Consider the following 16,336-nt stretch of genomic DNA (forward strand, 5'->3'; position numbering starts at 1 on the left):
CGAGCTTAGATACACGGCTCCTCCAGCATGAGCCGCGCCGCCTTCAGGTCGGCTGTCTCGAATCCTTCTGTGAAGCGCGCATAGGTCGCGGCGAGATCCCCGAGCGGGTTCCTGGCGCCGCGCTGACGCCGAAGCGCTGCAAGCGACATCTCGGTCCGCAGTCGCCAGGACAATGCGCCCTGCTTCTCCGCCAGCACGAGTGACGACGTAAAGCTCGATTCGGCGGCATCGAAATCGCCGGTGAGCGTCTCGATGTCGCCGCGCCTGCGGAGCAGCTCCGGCATGTCAAAACCGCCGCCGCCCTGCTCGACGCGCGCGATGGTCTCGTGCAGGACACGGAGGCCTTCCGTCACGCGTCCCAGTGCGGTCAGTCCCTGCGAAAGGTCGGCAGCGTACGCTGAAGCGTAGAGTTCGTAGCGATCCGCGTGCAGGCGCGGCAGCGCGCTCCGCAGCAGGTCGATGCCTCCGGCCACCTCGCCACGGGCAATCATGGTCTGGGCGCGAAAGCCGGCCGCAACGGCCTCGTAAGGTGCAAGTCCATGCACGTTTGCGTGCGTCGCGAGGCGCCCCGTCATGGTCTCGACGGCGGCCCAGTCGCCGGTCCAGCCGAACACCGAGGACGACCAGCATAAAGCGATGCAATGCATCACGACGTCGCGCGGCGCGGCGGCGCCGACCAGCGGGCGGACGCAGTCGAGCGCCCGATCGGGAAGTCCGCGCAGCCATAATACGCGCGCCAGCGGAATCTGCGGCGTGCGCGCATAGGCGAAATGCCCGGGCTGCGTCCCGCGCAGCGCGGCATCGTCACGCACGCCTTCGTCAAGATGGGCCTGCGCCTCGGCCTGGTCCCCCGCGAGATGATAGGATACGCCGAGCAACGCCTTGCTGCCGGCAATGCCCGCGGTATCGCCGATCCGTCGCGCGATGCGCTCGGCCTGAAGCGCGGTCGGCACCAGATGCCGGTAGTCGCCGGTACGGCGATAGAACATATTCAGTCGCGACAGCAGCCTGAACGCATTGGCGTGATCGGAAAGTGCTTCCGCGATCTCCAGCCCGCGCCGGAGCGCCGCCTCGGCCTGCTCGCTGTTGCGCTCCGTGAACATGAAGGCGTGACCGAGCGTCGATTGCAGCTCAAGCTCCCATCGGCCACCCCGATTGGCGTCATCGAGCACGGCAAGCGCACGGCCGGACCAGATCCGCGCCTCGTTCAGCAGGTTGAGCTCGACGAACAGCCTCGCGGCACTGCCGGCAAGCGGAAGACGCAAGGTGGTGCCGTCCTCGCCGGCATAACTCCATTCCAGCGCGGCGCGGGCATCGGCGAGCAGGCTCGCGCGCTCCTGCAGGCGGGCGGCCTGGTCGCCGCCCTGCCCGGCCATGCCAGCTTCGAGTGTGCGTTGAACATAGGCTGCGTGACGGCGTGCGATCGCGTCCGCCTCGCCACCGTCGGCCAACTTCTGCATGGCGTAGGCGCGCGTGGCGTCCAGCAGGCGATAGCGCCGCGAGGCGCCATCCGGCTGCGCCGACAACAGCGATTTGGCCACCAGTTGCTCCAGAGCATCGACGACGCGGTCAGCCGGTGCGCCATCGTCGGTCGCAACCGCGATCGCGCCCTTGAGCGTGAAGGGGCCAGCGAAGACGGCAAGCCGCTGAAACACCGTGCGTTCGCTCTCGCCGATCAGGCCGAAGCTCCAGTCGAGCGTGGCGCCCAACGTCTGCTGCCGCGGCGGTGCCGTCCGCCGTCCGCGCCATTCGAGCTTGAGCCTGGAGTCGAGCAGCGCGGCCATCTCGCGCAATCCATAGACGCCGACGCGGACGGCGGCGAGCTCGATTGCGAGCGCAATGCCGTCGAGCTTGCTGCAGATTTCGGCGAGAACCTCGGCATCCTCATCGGTGATATCGCCGCGATGGCCCGCGGCGGCGGCACGATCGACGAACAGACGTGCGGCCGGATAATTCAGCACCTCATCGGCGCTGAGGCGAGCACCTTGTGGCGGGCCCGGCAGCGGAACCAGCTCGAAGATCTGCTCGCCTTCCACCAGCAGCGACTCGCGGCTGGTGGCGAGGATCGCGATAGCGGGCGCCTCGCGGTAGATGTTCTCCGCCAGACGCGCGACCTCGTCGATGACGTGCTCGCAACTGTCGAGGATCAGCAGCAGCCGCCGTCCGCGCAGGAAATTGACGATGCTGCCCGAGGGATCGTCGTGATGCACGACGAGACCGAGGGCGGCGGCAACCGTGCTCGCGACCAGCGCAGCGTCCTTCAACGGACCGAATTCGAGGAAATGAATATTGCCCTCGAAAGCCTCCCACATCTCGTGGGCGAGCGCGGTCGCAACGGTGGTCTTGCCGATTCCGCCCGGCCCGCGCAGCGTGACGAAGCGGTCGGCGAGCAGACGGGCCGACAACTCCGGCAGCACGTCATCGCGACCGATCATCCGGTCCAGCCTGTGCGGCAAGGCTGCAGCAGGGACCGTTCTTTCAGGTGCACGGGACGCGGGTACCGGAGCCGCATTACGCTCGCGACGTTGCACGGGCGCGACGAAGCAATAGCCCCGGCTCGGAACGTTGGTGATGTAGCGGGCTCCGTCCCTGCCGTCGCCAAGCACCTTGCGCAGCTCCGCGACATGGACGCGAAGGCTTATCTCCTCGACGGCGAGCCCCGACCACGCGTAGCTGAGGATCTCGTTCTTCGGCACCACTTCGCCGGCGCGGCTGACGAGCAGGCGCAGGATATCCATCGCGCGGCTGCCAAGCTTGACTGGAACACCGTCCTTTTCGAGCAGCCGCGACCGCAAGGAAAACGGTCCAAACAAGACGATATCGAGATCAGGGCTCGCTCCGGCGCCTGCCGGAAGCTCGGTCACTTCTGACTCATTCTGACGACCACTTCATTCAAATGCGTGGCAACTATAGTCGCCATTGATGCGCGGTCCAGCAGGGGGACGACCGCAGCTCGCACCGGCGCATCAATCGCACCTGATCCATTGCAGCGTGCTCACACTGCGCCAATACGCGCAAACAATTGAAAAGTTGGGCAAAATCAAACGCTCTGCGGCGGGCTGTCACACCATCTGCGTCGCACAAAATCTAACACCTCCTAATCACCACTAACGGGCTTCTTGTCCGGCTCACGCCTATTCTCTGACCATGGACAGCATGGGTTCAAAGAAATCGCCGGTCGCCGCCAGCGGCCACGAAGAGAGGGGACGAGCGATGTTCAACGACTTGCAAGCGGCGCATGCCTGGATTGAACTTCCGGCCAGCCTGCGGGACAGCGAGGTCTCGCAGACGCAGGCAATCGCCCTGGAAAGCGGATGGCGTCAGGTCGAACGCGGCGCCGAGGACATCACCATCTCACGATGGGAAGATGCTCGGGACAGCTCGTCGCACCAGGCGACGACGCCGGAGGATCACTATTTCGTCGGCATCGCCCTGAAGACCACGCGCGCGAAGCTGACCCGGGAACGCCAACTCATTTTCGACGGCACGATGCCCGCAGGCACGCTCTATGTCAGCGCGCCGTCGAAGCCTCTCGCCGTGCAGTTCCACGCTCCCGGCGCTTTCCTGCACTTCCATATCTCGGCCGATCATTTTCCGGCGCAGCCATCCGCCGCCGAGAGCCTCAATGACCTCGTGCTGCTGCGCGATCCACTTGCCGCCGAACTCGCCAAAGCACTGATGGAGCGCGGCCATGCCGCAGACAACGAGTTCGCGCGCTGCGTCGGCCAGACCCTCGCGATGCATCTCACCCGGCTGGAGCCGCCGCGCGCCAAAGTCAATGCCTTGCCGAAATGGCGGCTGCGGCGCGTCGAGCAATACATCGCCGAGCATTTCGACCGCTGCATCAGCCTGTCCGAGCTCGCCAATGTCGCGGGCCTCTCCAGGATGCACTTCGCGGCACAATTCCGCGCTGCGACCGGTTATCGTCCGCGCGAATATCTGCTCAATCACCGCATCGAGCATGCCAAGCGGATGCTCGCGACGACCGGCCGGCCCCTGGCCGAAATCGCGCTCGCCGTCGGCTTCAGCACCCAGGCGCATTTCTCGACCGTGTTCAAGCGCATCAGCGGCCAGTCTCCGGCGCGCTGGCGCCTCGCCAGCAAGAACGAGCGGCCGGCCACCGAGGTGCTGCCGCGGCGGCGTGCTGCGTCGGAGAACAACTGGCTGGCCGGTGCTGCCGCATAGGTTTCTCAACTTGGCGCAAGTGCCGCCATTTGCGCCGGCTCGAGCCCTGTTCCTCCCGGGCCCGTGAGCCTTCTGGGCCGCCCTGCACCCACAGGACGGCCCATTTTTTGATCGCAACGCGAGGCGTTACGCGTGCGGGCCGGTGCGGCCGGACTCGTACAGGAACCAGATGCGGCGCTCGGACTCGTCGATCCAGTTCTCGATCAGGCTTGCGGTGGCGACATCGCCATATTCGTCGCAGAGCTCGTGCACGCGCCGCATCTCCCGCGTCAGTTGCTGGTTGTCGCTGCGCAATTCGGCCAGCATGTCCTGAGGATCCACGTACTCTGCATCGTTGTCGAGGATGCGCTGTTCACGCGCGATATGGCCGATCGAGCGCAGCGACGTACCGCCGATCTTGCGCGCACGCTCGGCAATGTCGTCGGTCATCGCGAAGATCTGGTCGGCCTGTTCGTCCAGCAGCAGATGATAGTCGCGGAAATGGCTGCCGGACATGTGCCAGTGGAAATTCTTGGTCTTCAGATAGAGCGCGAACACGTCGGCGAGCAGCGCGCGCAGCGCGGCGGGAATGTCGCGGTTGGCGTTGGCGCCGAGATCGGTCGGGCTCTGGAGGTCTGCCTTGGTCATGTCTAGTGTCCTTTGATGAGGTCACGAAGCCTTAGCAGTGCCACGCGGTGGGGTTCTTTCGCCTTGCGAGGAGGATTTCGAATTCGCACGAGAGCAGAATATGCGATACCCTCCCTCTTCACATCGTCGTTGCGAGCACAACGACGGAGGAAAAATGGACGCTTCCCTACACCGGATCGAACGCCCGTATCGGCGGCAGATTCCCGGTGAATTTCTCCACCTCGACCGTTGTCAGCTGCCCGGTGCAGCCCTGTGCGAAGGACGAGGTGCCGAGGTCGCGGGTCAGCACGTTCGGATTGCCGTGGACGCAGAGCGGCGCGTCGTCCTCGGGGTCCATCGGGTCATACCACGCACCGGTCGGAAGCTGCACCACGCCGGCCGCGACGCCGTCTGTGACGTGGACCGCGGCGAGACAGGCGCCGCGTTCGTTGAACAGGCGAATGATGTCGCCGTCCTTGATGCCGCGCGCATCCGCATCAACCGGGTTCATGCGCGCCACCTCGCGGCCGCGATGTTTTGCGGCCAGCGAATGGCCGCCGAAATCGAGCTGGCTGTGCAGGCGCGTCACCGGCTGGTTGGCGACGAGGAAGCACGGTGCCGCTGGCGTCGGCATATCGGTCTTGTCGAGCCAGACCGGATGGCCTGGACAATCGGCGTCGTCATGGCCCGCGATCTTCGCAGAGAAAATCTCGATGCGGCCGCTCGGCGTCGACAGCGCATGATTGACCGGATCATCGCGGAAATGGCGCAGCCGGCCGCCGTCATCGGGCTGTTGCGGCACGACCAGGCTGCCGCGCTGCCAGAACTGTTCGAAGCTCGGCGCTTCGAGACCTCGCGCTTCGAGCGAGGCGCGGGTCGGCTCGTAGAGATGTTCGAGCCACTCCCTCGACGTACGGCCCTCGGTGAAGGGCTCGCGCGCACCGAGACGTTCGGCGAGATCGGCGAAGATATCGTAGTCGTCGCGCGAAAGTCCGAACGGCTCGGCGATCCGGTGCATCGCGACCGTGAGAGGGTCGTTGCTGGAATAACCGATGTCCTCGCGCTCCAGCGTCATGGTCGAGGGCAGCACGATGTCGGCATGCCGCGCCGTCGCAGTCCAGGCGAGTTCGTGCACGACGAACGTGTCCACTTTCGCAACTGCCTTGCGCAGGCGGTTGATGTCCTGGTGGTGATGGAAGGGATTGCCGCCGGCCCAGTAGACGAGACGGATGTCCGGATAGGTGCGCGTCTCGCCGTTGTAGCGATAGGTGCTGCCGGGATTGAGCAGCATGTCGGCGATGCGCGCCACCGGAATGAAATCGCGCACGCCATTGCGGCCCTGCCCCAACGTCGGCCCAGGCACGTCGTTGACGCGGCGGCCATAATAGCCGATCGCCCCGAGCGCGTAGCCATAGCCGCCTCCCGGCAGGCCGATCTGGCCGAGCGCTGCCGCCAGCACCATGCCCATCCACACCGGCTGCTCGCCATGCTCGGCGCGCTGCAGCGAATGGGAGACGGTGATGAGCGCGCGCTTTCCGGCAAGGCGGCGCGCGAGCGTGCGGATCGTGTCCGCATCGACACCGGAGATCGCGGCGGCCCATTCGGCGCTCTTCGACTGTCCGTCGCTCTCGCCGGTGAGATAGCGCAGGAAGACCGGCCAGCCCTCGGTATAGCGATCGAGGAAGGCCTGGTCTTGCAGGTTCTCCGCGACCAGGGTGTGAACGATGCCGAGCATCAGCGCGGTGTCGGTGCTGGGCACGCAGGTCATCCATTCGGCACCGGCCTCGACGGGCAGGTCTTCACGCAACGGACTGACCAGGATGAATTCGCAGCCGCGCCGGCGCGCAGCTGCCATGGCACCGCGCTCGACATGCTTGCTGATCGAGCCGCCGGCCACCATCGAGTTCTTCAGCGCCATGCCGCCGAACGCCAGCACGATCTCGGTGTCGGCAGCGATCTGTTCCCAGGTGACGTTGCGCTTGGTGATGTCCTCGTAACCCGCCATGATCTGCGGCAGCAGCACCGAGGAGGCGCCCGACGAGTAGGAGTTCACCGAACGCACATAGCCGCCCATCGCGATGTTGAGGAAGCGGTGCACCTGGCTCTGCGCATGATGGAAACGGCCCGCGCTCGACCAGCCATAGGAACCGCCGAACACGGCACCGGGCCCGCGCGTGTCGCGGATGCGGCCGAGCTCGTCGCCGAGCAGGTCGAGCGCCTTCTCCCAGCTCACCGGGACGAATTCGTCGCGGCCACGGCGATGGTCCGGACCGGGACCGCGCTCGAGCTCAGCCGCGCCGAATCGCGGGCTGCGCAATGCGCGCCTGGTGGCGGAGTGCACCGGGAAAATTCTCGATGATGCCGTTCGGATCAGGATCGCCCGCATAAGCCCTGACCTCGAGTCCGGCTTCGCCCTGACGCGCGGAAAACACGCCCCAATGCGAGGTGTGCGGCTTGAAGCCGTCCGACAAGTCGAGGCCGGGGTCGGGGAAGCCAATCGCATCGTCCATCGTCTGATCCTGTTCCGGCCGAGGCTGGCCGTTTTCATGGTGCTCAGGTGGCAATATACCGATCCACATCCCCATGTCATCGTGACGAGGCTCACGCAAACGCTGGGCTCCCGTGCGTCGTGCGATCAACGCGGCCAGCCGGTTCCCTATTGGCATCGCCGGTGTTACAGCAAGCGGAGCGGGCCCCATGCTCACAGGACCATCGGACTCATCATGATCAAGCGCGTCTTGCCCTACGAAGGACTTCTCCACGAAGTGGTCGAGCATGACGGTGTGCTCTACATCGGCGGCATCGTTCCCGAGGACACCAGCCTCGACATGTCGGGCCAGGCCAGTGACGTGCTCGGACAGCTGGCGCGCCTGCTGGAGGGCCTCGGCTCCAATCTGGCCAATGTCCTGCAGGTGACCATCTACATGACGGATCTGAAGGAAAAGGCGGCGTTCAATGCTGCCTGGAAGGCGCACTTCGCAGAAGCCCATCTGCCGGCGCGCGCCGCGATCGGCGTGGCCGATCTCGGGCCTGGCGTCAAGCTCGAGATGACCGCCATCGCCGCCCGGGGGCGCTAACTGATTTCCTGCCGGACCCTGGCCGCCGCGTCGCACATCGCCTTGAGCTTCCCGAACGCGGTTGCGCGCGGCATGTATTTCATGCCGCAATCGGGCGCCGCAACCAGACGATCCGGTGAGACGTATTTGAGCCCGTTGCGAATGCGGTCGGCGACGGTGTCGACGCTCTCGACGGCGGGATCGCCGAGATCGAGCACGCCGAGCATGATCTTCTTCGACGACAGATCCCTGAGCACGCCGAGATCAAGCTTCGGCTGCGCCGCCTCGATCGAGATCTGGTCGGCAACGGTGTCGTCGAGCTCGGCCAGGAACGAATAGCCGGCCGGCTTGTTCGAACCCGGCACGACCGCCGCATAGCCGAAGCACAGATGCACGACGGTCGGCACGGTGATGCCTTTCAGCGCGCGGTTGATCGCCTTGACGGCATAGCGCTTGGCGAGCTCGGGATTGTTGCGCACCCAGGGTTCGTCGAGCTGGATCACGTCGGCGCCTGCCTTTTGCAGGTCGAGCGCCTCGGCATTGACGGCCTCGGCGAGCGCCATCGCGAGCTCTTCGTCGTCCTTGTAGAACTCGTTCTTGGCCTGCTGGCTCATCGTGAACGGGCCCGGAAGAGTGATCTTCGCGGCGCGATCGGTATTCTCACGCAGGAACTGCATGTCGTGCAGTTCCACCGGTCCCTTGCGTTTCACGGGACCAACGACGCGCGGCACCGGGGTCTGGGTGTTGCCGGTGCGCGCCACGATCATGGCGGGATTGTCGCCGTCGATGCCGTCGAGCGCAGTGGCGAAGCGGTTGGAGTAGCTCTCGCGACGGATCTCGCCATCGGTGACGATGTCGATGCCGGCGCGCTCCATGTCGCGGATCGCGACGATGGTCGCATCGTCCTGTGCTTCCTCCAGATGCTCCGCAGGCAGCCGCCACATGTCGTGCAGGCGCGTGCGTGGCACCACCTTCGACAGCATGGCGCGATTCACCAGCCATTCGGGCTGCGGATAGCTCCCGACCACCGTGGTCGGGAGGATGTGCTTGGGCATCGACATGGGAGTTCTCTTTCTTTTTATTGTTGAGCGCGCTGTTCAGGCCGCGCGTCCCTCGTCCTTCACCGGGTTGCGCAGAACGCCGATGCCGGAAATCTCGATCTCCACGACGTCGCCGCCCTTCATCCACAGCGGCGGCGTGCGGTAGGCGCCGACGCCGCCGGTCGTGCCTGTGACGATGACATCGCCCGGAACGAGCTCGGTGAAGGTCGAGCAATAGGCGATCAGGGCCTGCACGTCGAAGACGAGATCGGAGATCGGGGCCTTCTGCACCTCGACGCCGTTGAGACGCGTGATCAAGGTCTGCTTGGTCACATCGGTCAATTCGTCGGTCGTGACCATCCAGGGCCCGAAGCCGCCGGTGCCGGCGAAATTCTTGCCCGGCGCAAACTGCGAGGTGTGGCGCTGCCAGTCGCGGATGCTGCCGTCATTGTAGCAGGCATAGCCGGCCACATGGCCGAGCGCGGCTTCGCGTGAGATGCGGCGGCCGGCCTTGCCGATAACGACGGCCATTTCGCCCTCGTAGTCGAAACGCTCGGATTCCAGCGGCCGGATCATCGGCTGACCATGGCCGACCTGACTGTTGGCGAAACGGGTGAAGATCATCGGATGCGCCGGGGTCGGGTGGCCGCTCTCGGCCAGATGCGTGGCATAGTTGACGCCGATGCAGAAGATCTTGTCGGGATCGGGAATGGTCGGCAGCAGCACGACGTCCTGCAGCGCATAGTCGGGCTGTTCGCCGGCGAGCTTCTTCAATTCGTCGAGCGATCCCTTCGCGAGCAGTGCTTTCAGCGTCGGCCAGGCCTTCAGGCGCTTGCCGGCATCGATGACGCCCTTGTCGGTGACGATGCCATAGCTTGCAGTGCCGGCGATCGTGAAGCTTGCAACTTTCATCAGTCAAACACTCTCTTCGATGGTGGAAACATAGTCGTTAATCGGAAGTGCGATCTCGCCATTGCGGATCGGAACGCATTGCGGCGGGAAGTCCTGGCGGAAGTGGGCGCCGGCCGCGGCCGTGCGGTCGAGGAAGCGCTCCAGATGGTCCATCGCCCCGGTCGGCAGATCGTGCAGCACCATCAGCGTCCAGGGCTGCCGGCTGCACTGGTCGAGCGCACGCGCGGTCCAGCCATCGGGATCGTCCCAGTCACGAGGAATGGAATTCCAGAGCACGCAACTGTGCTTGTTGCGGGTGAGATAATCGACGACGGAGGGCTTCAGCAGCCTTGTATCCAGATTGCCGCCGCCCCCAAACGGCCGGAACCAGCGCTGCGGATGCGCGAGGTCGCCGATCAGGCCTTGCGTGCGACCGATCTCCTTCTCGGCTGTCCTGCGATCCGGCTGCTCACCGAGCGGAATACTGTGCGTAAAGGTGTGATTGCCGATCCAGTGGCCCTCAGCCTGCGCACGCACCGCAAGGCTGCGCCGCGCGGTGTCGGCGAGCTTCTCGCCGATGACGAAGAAGGTGGTCTTGATGCCGCGCTCGGCGAGGACGTCGAGCACGCGCGGCGTCACGTCGGGATCGGGGCCGTTGTCGAATGTCAGGGTCAGCTTGTACACGCCAATACCTCAGGTCGCCGGCTGCATCGCGTTCACCGCGATCTCGTCATTGGCTTGGCCAGCACGGGTGCCGGTCTGCCAGATCGCCGCCTTGCGCTCGATCCCCCGGATCGCCGCGTTGAAAGCGATGGCAAGGAACAGCACGAGCAGCACGCCCGCGAACACGTGCGGGCTGTCGAGGATGGTGCGATAGCGCGAGATCAGATAGCCGATGCCCGCCGAGGAGATCAGCATTTCCGAGACGACGACGCCGACGATGACCAGCGCGCCGCCCACGCGCAGGCCCGACAGCACCGTCGGGATTGCCGCGGGGATGATGACGCGAACCAGCCGCTGGCTCAGCGTGGCGCCCATGCTGCGCGCGGCGAGCAGGAGCTGCGGGTCGATGGTCTGGATGCCGGCGGCGGTGGCGAGCATGGTCGGCAGGAAGCCGTAGATCGAGGCAAACGCGATCTTGGACTCCGAGCCGATGCCGAGCCACACCGTGAAGACGGGATAGAGGATCACCAGCGGCACCGCATAGAGGCTCGATACCATCGGCATGATCAGGACGCGCGGGCGCGGCAGGCTGCCGACGATGGCGCCGAACAGGATGCCCCCGCCGCAGGCGAACGCCATGGAGACCACGACCTCGTACAGCGTCACCGCGAGCGCGTGACCGTATTCGGCAGCGTCGGTCCAACCGGCGATCAGCGTCGACGACAGCGACGGCAGGAACAGTTCGGGAATGAGACCGGTGCGCGGCAACAGCTCCCACAGCGCGATGAGGCCGATCACGATCAGATGTCGCAGCGTCTTCGCACTCAGCCTTGCGCTCATCTCCGCCTCATGCCGTTTTGCGGATGTGCCGCCAGATGCGGTCGCGCAAGCTGCCGAAGGCATCGCCGCTCAGCATCTCGTAGGTGCGGGGCCGCGGCAGTTGCACCTGGAGATGGTCGACGATGTGGCCGGGCCGCGCCGACATCACGATGACCTCGTCGGCGAGATAGACCGCTTCGGTGAGGCTGTGCGTGACGAACACGACGGTCTTGCCGGTCGCAGCCCAGATCCGCAGCAGCTCGTCACCCATGGTCATGCGAGTCTGCTCGTCGAGCGCTGCGAACGGTTCGTCCATCAGCAGCACTGGCGGATCCTGCACCAGTCCGCGTGCGATGGAGACGCGCTGCTTCATGCCGCCTGACAGCTCATGCGGATGGCGCCTGCCGAAGCCGTCAAGGCCGACCAGCTTCAGCGCATCCTGCGCCTTGGCCCGGCGCTCCGCCTTCGGCACACCGCGCAGCGCCAGCGGGAATTCGACATTGTCCTCGGCCGTCAGCCACGGAAACAAGCTGGCTTCCTGGAACACGACGCCGACCCTGTCAGGATCGGGCTGCAGGATCGGCGCGCCGCTGATGGTGATCGTGCCCGAGGTCTGCTGGCGCAGCCCCGCCATCATCATCAGAAGGGTCGACTTGCCGCAGCCGCTCGGGCCGACCAGCACGACGAAGCGGCCGGGCTTGACCTCCAGCGAGACGTCCTCCAGTGCGACGACGTCCTGCGACCTGGTCTTGAAGACCTGGCCGACATTCTTGACCTCGATCGCGCCCGCGCGCGCGGGAGGCTTTAGCGGGGTCACGTTCGCCAATGGCTGCATCGCGTTTCCACCCATCTGACAAGTTCGTTGAAAGTCATGGCGATCACGGCGACCATCACGACGCCGGCGAGAAGCTGCTTCATCTGGAAATTCTCGCCCCAGGTCGCGATCTGGTGGCCGATGCCATCGCGCGAGGCGTACATCTCGGCGAGGATCACGCCGGTGAGATTGAAGATCATGGAGATCCGCAAGGCCTCGAGCAGCACCGGCAGCATGCTCGGCAGATAGACCCGGAACGCGGTCTGCCATGGCGTTGCGCCATAGGAGCGCGCCACCGTCAGATGCTCGACCTTGACCGACTCCACCGCCGTGGTGGTCGACATGATCACGATGAAGATCGTCGAGAAGAAGCCGAAGCCGACCTTCTGGGCGAAGCCGACACCGAACACTAGGATGAACATCGGCAGGAAGATCGACTTCGGGATGCTGAAGGCGAAGAACAGCAGCGGCTTGGCGACATCGGCGAAGTAGCGGTTCTCCGCGACCAGGAATCCGATCACCGCCCCAAAGGGCACCGCCAGCGCGAACGCGGCCAGCACCTCGGTTGCCGTCACCATCAGGTCCTTCCGCACGGCCGCGCGCTGCAAGAGGTCGCCGAGCGTCGCAAACGTATCGGACGCCGACGGCAGCAGGCGCGGATTGACGATGCCGGTACGCGACAACACTTCCCACAGTGCCAGGACCGCGATGATGATCGCGATCCGCGCAAGGTCGATGAGGAGCGAGCTCTGCATCGTGACTACTTGGTTGGGACCGGCTTGAACTTCGCCGAGATCACATCCTCGACCGGCACGATGTCCTTGAGTCCGCCGAGCTTGGCGAGGTCGAGCGAAAGCTGCACCGCGGCGTTCACGTTGGGCGCACCCATGTCGCCGCTGGTCTCGAGGTTCATGATGGTGTTGTCGTATTCGAGACTCGCGATTTCCGGCGGCATTTCGTAGAGTTCGGCGATGAGCTTGACGGTGACGTCGCGATTGGCGCGCATGAACGCGACCGCACCATAGAGGGCGTTCACCGCCTTCTGTACCATCTGGGGTTTGGCATCTGCGAACTTGTCGAGCACGATCCAGCCCGCGGTGAGGTTCGGCGGAACTGCGGTCGCGTAATCGAGAATCGTCTTGGCCTCGCCGGATTTCGAGATCTGGAAACTCAGCGGCGAATAGACGACGGCCGCCTCGACATTGCCGGCCAGGAGGTTGGGCACCAGGCCACCGCCGCCGACAGGCACGCGCGTAAAATCGATCTTCTTGTCCTGGATGGTCCACAGCGCCAGCAGATCAGAGCCCGAGCCGGCTGCGGTAATCGCGACCTTCTTGCCGTTGAGATCCTTGACGTCGAGCGTCGACTTGGTCGGGACCATCAGTTTCCAGCCGAAATTGCCCATCGCGGCATTGGCCACGATCCGCGACATCACACCCTTCTTGCGTCCGGCGGAGACCAGCGAGGGCGGATCAAGGATGATGTCGGCTGCGCCCGCCGCCATGCCTTCGAACGTCTCGGCTCCGCTGCGGTAGATGGTCAGCTCGGCCTGGATGCCTTCCTTCTCGAACAATTTCTGCCGCACCGCCGTCTCGGCGATCGTCGTCGGCCAGTAGGTTTTCGTGGGCAGCCCGACGCGAATGGTGTCGGCGGCGCTCGCAGGCCCCGCAAGAATGGCGACGGCAACGAGCGTCATGAACGCGTGACGGCGATTGATCTTCATGGTTTCCTCCCGGTCTATCTTTTTTGTGTCGAATTTCTTTGGATCGTCAGGTCGCGCGGCTCACCTCCGCGATGCGAGCGGCGGCGAGCTCGACGAACTCTTTGGTGATACCGAAGTGCTTTGACAAGGCGCGAACTGCCGCATCCGCATCGCGCTTGATTACGGCGGCGACGATGGCCTTGTGTTCGGCTTCGACATCGCGCGGCTTGCCGCCGGCCTCGCGGCGGATCGAGAGCCTGCGATATCGCTCGCTCTGCTCATGCAGCACGTCGCGGAAGCCGAGCATCCATGGCGAGCCGCAGGCGTTGACCAGTGCACGATGGAAGATGCGATGGCGGACCACCCATTCCTCGTAATGCACGGTGGGATCGTCGGGATAGCGATACGGGACGGCCTTCAGGTCCGCCCATGCGGATTTCACCGACGCCAGCCAGGCCTCGTCGCCCCGCTCGATCGAGCGCCGCAGCGCAAGGCCCTCGATGTCGATCCGGGTCTGCGTCACGTCGGCAAGATCGGCGAGCGACACCGGGCTTACGCGAAAGCCACGTTGATCGGACGCCTGCACGAGGCCATCGGCAACCAGCCGCGACAGCGCTTCGCGCACGGCGGCAAGACTCACCGAGAACTGCTTGGCGAGGCCGGCGATATGCAGCTTCTGACCCGGCAGCAGCCGCGTCGCCAGAATATCGGCGCGCAGGCGCTCGTGCAGCGCCGACGTCAGGCTGCGCGGACCATCCCCGGGGCCTCCGGACAACTGGAACTGAAGCGGACCCATGACCGGATGATTACAAGGGAGGGCGCAGCGGTCAATAGAAAATCGAAAATCGATTTTTCCACTCCAGGTTTTGCTGCGTCCTTGCTTCTCATCGTCCTGCGAATGACGGACCCCGGACGGCGCCACGTCGAGGCGAACTGCGACACCGGCCAGTTCCGGAGGCGGCGGCGGATGCAGCTTCATCACCAGCGGGTCGTGGACGGGCCCGATATGATTTTCGTCCGGCGCTGCAGCGCGTAGCTTGTCAAAACCGACCAGCATGTCGCCGACGTGAAACGTGGTCATGAACGGACGCTCGCTGGGCGCGTTCTCGTGCGAATGACTAACGCCGGAGGCGAGCACGACGGCGCCGCACCGCGTGTGGACGCGGACGAACTGAAGCCGGCGCAATGCCCGCCGGCTTCGTGGACGGCTGTGCAGTGAGCAAGGAGGACCGGACGGCGGCTGTTGCTCATATCCAATCCCCCGTCTATATGTTTGGTCCCGTCACCGTGTTCGGAAGCGGCAGCCTTTTTGGCGCGCTGTGATCGAACGCGACTGGAGGCCAGCCACCCACATTCCGCCCAGGCGGAGGTCGACCGGAGTATCTACATCGATGACCGACCGAGCCAAGACCATTGCCGCGAAGATCGAGGCCTTCATCCGCGCCGAGGTGATCCCCTACGAAAAAGATCCCCGGACGGGGCCGCACGGTCCGAGCGACGAACTCGTGCAGGAATTGCGCGCCAAGGCACGCAAGGCCGGTGTGCTGACGCCGCACATTCTGCCGGATGGATCGCATCTGACGCAACGCGAGACCGCGACGGCCTTGATCAAATCCGGCCTGTCACCGCTCGGACCGCTGGCGTGCAACACCATGGCGCCCGACGAGGGCAACATGTACCTGCTCGGCAAGGTCGGAAGCGCCGAGCAGAAGGCGCGATTCCTGGAGCCCCTGGTGTCGGGCAAGGCGCGTTCCGCGTTCTTCATGACCGAGCCGGCGGATGAGGGCGGCGCGGGATCTGACCCGTCGATGATGCAGACCACGTGCAGGCTCGACGGCAATCACTGGGTCATCAACGGGCGGAAGAAGTTCATCACCGGAGCCGAAGGCGCCCAGGTCGGCATCGTCATGGCGAAGTCGGCCGATGGCGCCTGCATGTTCCTGGTCGATCTGCCTGATGCCGCGATCCGCACGCTGCGCGTGCTGGATACGATCGACAGTTCGATGCCCGGCGGGCATGCCGAGATCGAAATAGAGAATCTTCGCGTATCCGCCGACCAGATGCTCGGCGCAGCCGGCGAAGGTTTCAAATATGCGCAGATCCGCCTCAGTCCTGCGCGTTTGTCGCATTGCATGCGCTGGCTGGGCCTGGCCATCCGCGCCAACGAGATCGCCACCGACTACGCCTGCCGCCGTCACGCGTTCGGAAAACCGCTGGTCGACCACGAAGGCGTCGGCTTCATGCTGGCGGAGAACCTGATCGATCTCAAGCAGTCGGAGCTGATGATCGACTGGTGCGCCGGCGTGCTCGACACCGGCTCGCTCGGGACGACCGAGAGTTCCATGGCCAAGGTTGCCGTGTCGGAAGCCTTGATGCGCGTCGCCGATCGCTGCGTCCAGGTGATGGGAGGCACCGGCGTTTCGACCGAGACGATCGTCGAGCAGGCTTTCCGCGAAATCCGCGCCTTCCGTATCTATGACGGCCCGACGGAAGTCCACAAATGGTCGCTGGCCAAGAAGATCAAGCGCGACTGGAAAGCCGAACAGCATTGAGCGGCTGG

13 protein-coding genes and 1 pseudogene are annotated in these 16,336 nt (G+C 64.9%); 3 read left to right on the forward strand and 11 right to left on the reverse strand.

Annotated elements, in window-relative coordinates; translation table 11 throughout:
• Window positions 1–5: 5 nt before the first annotated feature.
• Complete coding sequence (locus ACQ86E_RS05305) at window positions 6–2,864, reverse strand: ATP-binding protein (protein ID WP_431204511.1); 2,859 nt, start codon at window positions 2,862–2,864, stop codon at window positions 6–8.
• Between the two features lie 349 nt (window positions 2,865–3,213).
• On the opposite strand from ACQ86E_RS05305, the gene ACQ86E_RS05310 reads away from it, so the two are divergent.
• Window positions 3,214–4,185, forward strand: coding sequence for a helix-turn-helix domain-containing protein (locus ACQ86E_RS05310; protein WP_431204512.1), 972 nt, complete (start codon window positions 3,214–3,216; stop codon window positions 4,183–4,185).
• Between the two features lie 126 nt (window positions 4,186–4,311).
• On the opposite strand, the gene ACQ86E_RS05315 is transcribed toward ACQ86E_RS05310, so the two are convergent.
• A complete protein-coding gene (locus ACQ86E_RS05315; RefSeq protein ID WP_431204513.1) occupies window positions 4,312–4,812 on the reverse strand; it encodes a Dps family protein in 501 nt (166 codons plus the stop codon).
• Window positions 4,813–4,978: 166 nt separating this feature from the next.
• A pseudogene (locus ACQ86E_RS05320) lies at window positions 4,979–7,301 on the reverse strand (molybdopterin guanine dinucleotide-containing S/N-oxide reductase).
• A gap of 213 nt (window positions 7,302–7,514) precedes the next feature.
• Here ACQ86E_RS05320 and ACQ86E_RS05325 point away from each other — a divergent pair.
• Window positions 7,515–7,868 carry a RidA family protein gene (locus ACQ86E_RS05325; protein ID WP_431204514.1) on the forward strand — a complete coding sequence of 118 codons (354 nt, stop codon included), beginning with the start codon at window positions 7,515–7,517 and terminating at the stop codon, window positions 7,866–7,868.
• Here the strand turns inward: ACQ86E_RS05325 and ACQ86E_RS05330 are convergent.
• Genes ACQ86E_RS05330 through ACQ86E_RS05365 form a run of 8 tightly spaced genes read right to left on the reverse strand, consistent with a single transcriptional unit; the run spans window position 7,865 to window position 14,857 of the window.
• Complete coding sequence (locus ACQ86E_RS05330; protein WP_431204515.1) at window positions 7,865–8,908, reverse strand: uroporphyrinogen decarboxylase family protein; 1,044 nt, start codon at window positions 8,906–8,908, stop codon at window positions 7,865–7,867. The genes ACQ86E_RS05325 and ACQ86E_RS05330 overlap by 4 nt on opposite strands.
• A gap of 36 nt (window positions 8,909–8,944) precedes the next feature.
• Entirely contained in the window at window positions 8,945–9,799 is an 855-nt protein-coding gene (locus tag ACQ86E_RS05335; protein WP_431204516.1) for a fumarylacetoacetate hydrolase family protein, read from the reverse strand.
• Between the two features lie 3 nt (window positions 9,800–9,802).
• Complete coding sequence (locus ACQ86E_RS05340) at window positions 9,803–10,462, reverse strand: polysaccharide deacetylase family protein (protein WP_431204517.1); 660 nt, start codon at window positions 10,460–10,462, stop codon at window positions 9,803–9,805.
• A gap of 9 nt (window positions 10,463–10,471) precedes the next feature.
• Window positions 10,472–11,281, reverse strand: coding sequence for an ABC transporter permease (locus ACQ86E_RS05345; RefSeq protein WP_431204518.1), 810 nt, complete (start codon window positions 11,279–11,281; stop codon window positions 10,472–10,474).
• Between the two features lie 7 nt (window positions 11,282–11,288).
• A complete protein-coding gene (locus ACQ86E_RS05350; protein WP_431204519.1) occupies window positions 11,289–12,095 on the reverse strand; it encodes an ABC transporter ATP-binding protein in 807 nt (268 codons plus the stop codon).
• The gene (locus ACQ86E_RS05355) at window positions 12,074–12,829 is read right to left on the reverse strand and encodes an ABC transporter permease (protein WP_431204520.1); all 756 of its coding nucleotides are present in this window, start codon (window positions 12,827–12,829) and stop codon (window positions 12,074–12,076) included. The genes ACQ86E_RS05350 and ACQ86E_RS05355 overlap by 22 nt, the downstream gene beginning before the upstream one ends.
• A 5-nt stretch (window positions 12,830–12,834) precedes the next feature.
• A complete protein-coding gene (locus ACQ86E_RS05360) occupies window positions 12,835–13,797 on the reverse strand; it encodes an ABC transporter substrate-binding protein (RefSeq protein WP_431204521.1) in 963 nt (320 codons plus the stop codon).
• Window positions 13,798–13,843: 46 nt separating this feature from the next.
• Complete coding sequence (locus ACQ86E_RS05365; protein WP_431204522.1) at window positions 13,844–14,857, reverse strand: GntR family transcriptional regulator; 1,014 nt, start codon at window positions 14,855–14,857, stop codon at window positions 13,844–13,846.
• A 310-nt stretch (window positions 14,858–15,167) separates the two neighbouring features.
• Here ACQ86E_RS05365 and ACQ86E_RS05370 point away from each other — a divergent pair, with 310 nt between their 5' ends.
• Window positions 15,168–16,328 carry an acyl-CoA dehydrogenase family protein gene (locus ACQ86E_RS05370; protein ID WP_431204523.1) on the forward strand — a complete coding sequence of 387 codons (1,161 nt, stop codon included), beginning with the start codon at window positions 15,168–15,170 and terminating at the stop codon, window positions 16,326–16,328.
• Window positions 16,329–16,336: the final 8 nt, after the last annotated feature.

Source organism: Bradyrhizobium betae, assembly GCF_050632175.1.
Classification (GTDB): domain Bacteria; phylum Pseudomonadota; class Alphaproteobacteria; order Rhizobiales; family Xanthobacteraceae; genus Bradyrhizobium; species Bradyrhizobium betae_B.

Coding starts and splice junctions, on each gene's coding strand:
- ACQ86E_RS05310 (WP_431204512.1), top strand. CDS start 3,214: ATGTTCAACGACTTGCAAGCGGCGCATGCCTGGATTGAACTTCCGGCC.
- ACQ86E_RS05315 (WP_431204513.1), bottom strand. CDS start 4,812: ATGACCAAGGCAGACCTCCAGAGCCCGACCGATCTCGGCGCCAACGCC.
- ACQ86E_RS05325 (WP_431204514.1), top strand. CDS start 7,515: ATGATCAAGCGCGTCTTGCCCTACGAAGGACTTCTCCACGAAGTGGTC.
- ACQ86E_RS05330 (WP_431204515.1), bottom strand. CDS start 8,908: ATGTCGATGCCCAAGCACATCCTCCCGACCACGGTGGTCGGGAGCTAT.
- ACQ86E_RS05335 (WP_431204516.1), bottom strand. CDS start 9,799: ATGAAAGTTGCAAGCTTCACGATCGCCGGCACTGCAAGCTATGGCATC.
- ACQ86E_RS05345 (WP_431204518.1), bottom strand. CDS start 11,281: ATGAGCGCAAGGCTGAGTGCGAAGACGCTGCGACATCTGATCGTGATC.
- ACQ86E_RS05350 (WP_431204519.1), bottom strand. CDS start 12,095: ATGCAGCCATTGGCGAACGTGACCCCGCTAAAGCCTCCCGCGCGCGCG.
- ACQ86E_RS05355 (WP_431204520.1), bottom strand. CDS start 12,829: ATGCAGAGCTCGCTCCTCATCGACCTTGCGCGGATCGCGATCATCATC.
- ACQ86E_RS05360 (WP_431204521.1), bottom strand. CDS start 13,797: ATGAAGATCAATCGCCGTCACGCGTTCATGACGCTCGTTGCCGTCGCC.
- ACQ86E_RS05365 (WP_431204522.1), bottom strand. CDS start 14,857: ATGACCACGTTTCACGTCGGCGACATGCTGGTCGGTTTTGACAAGCTA.
- ACQ86E_RS05370 (WP_431204523.1), top strand. CDS start 15,168: ATGACCGACCGAGCCAAGACCATTGCCGCGAAGATCGAGGCCTTCATC.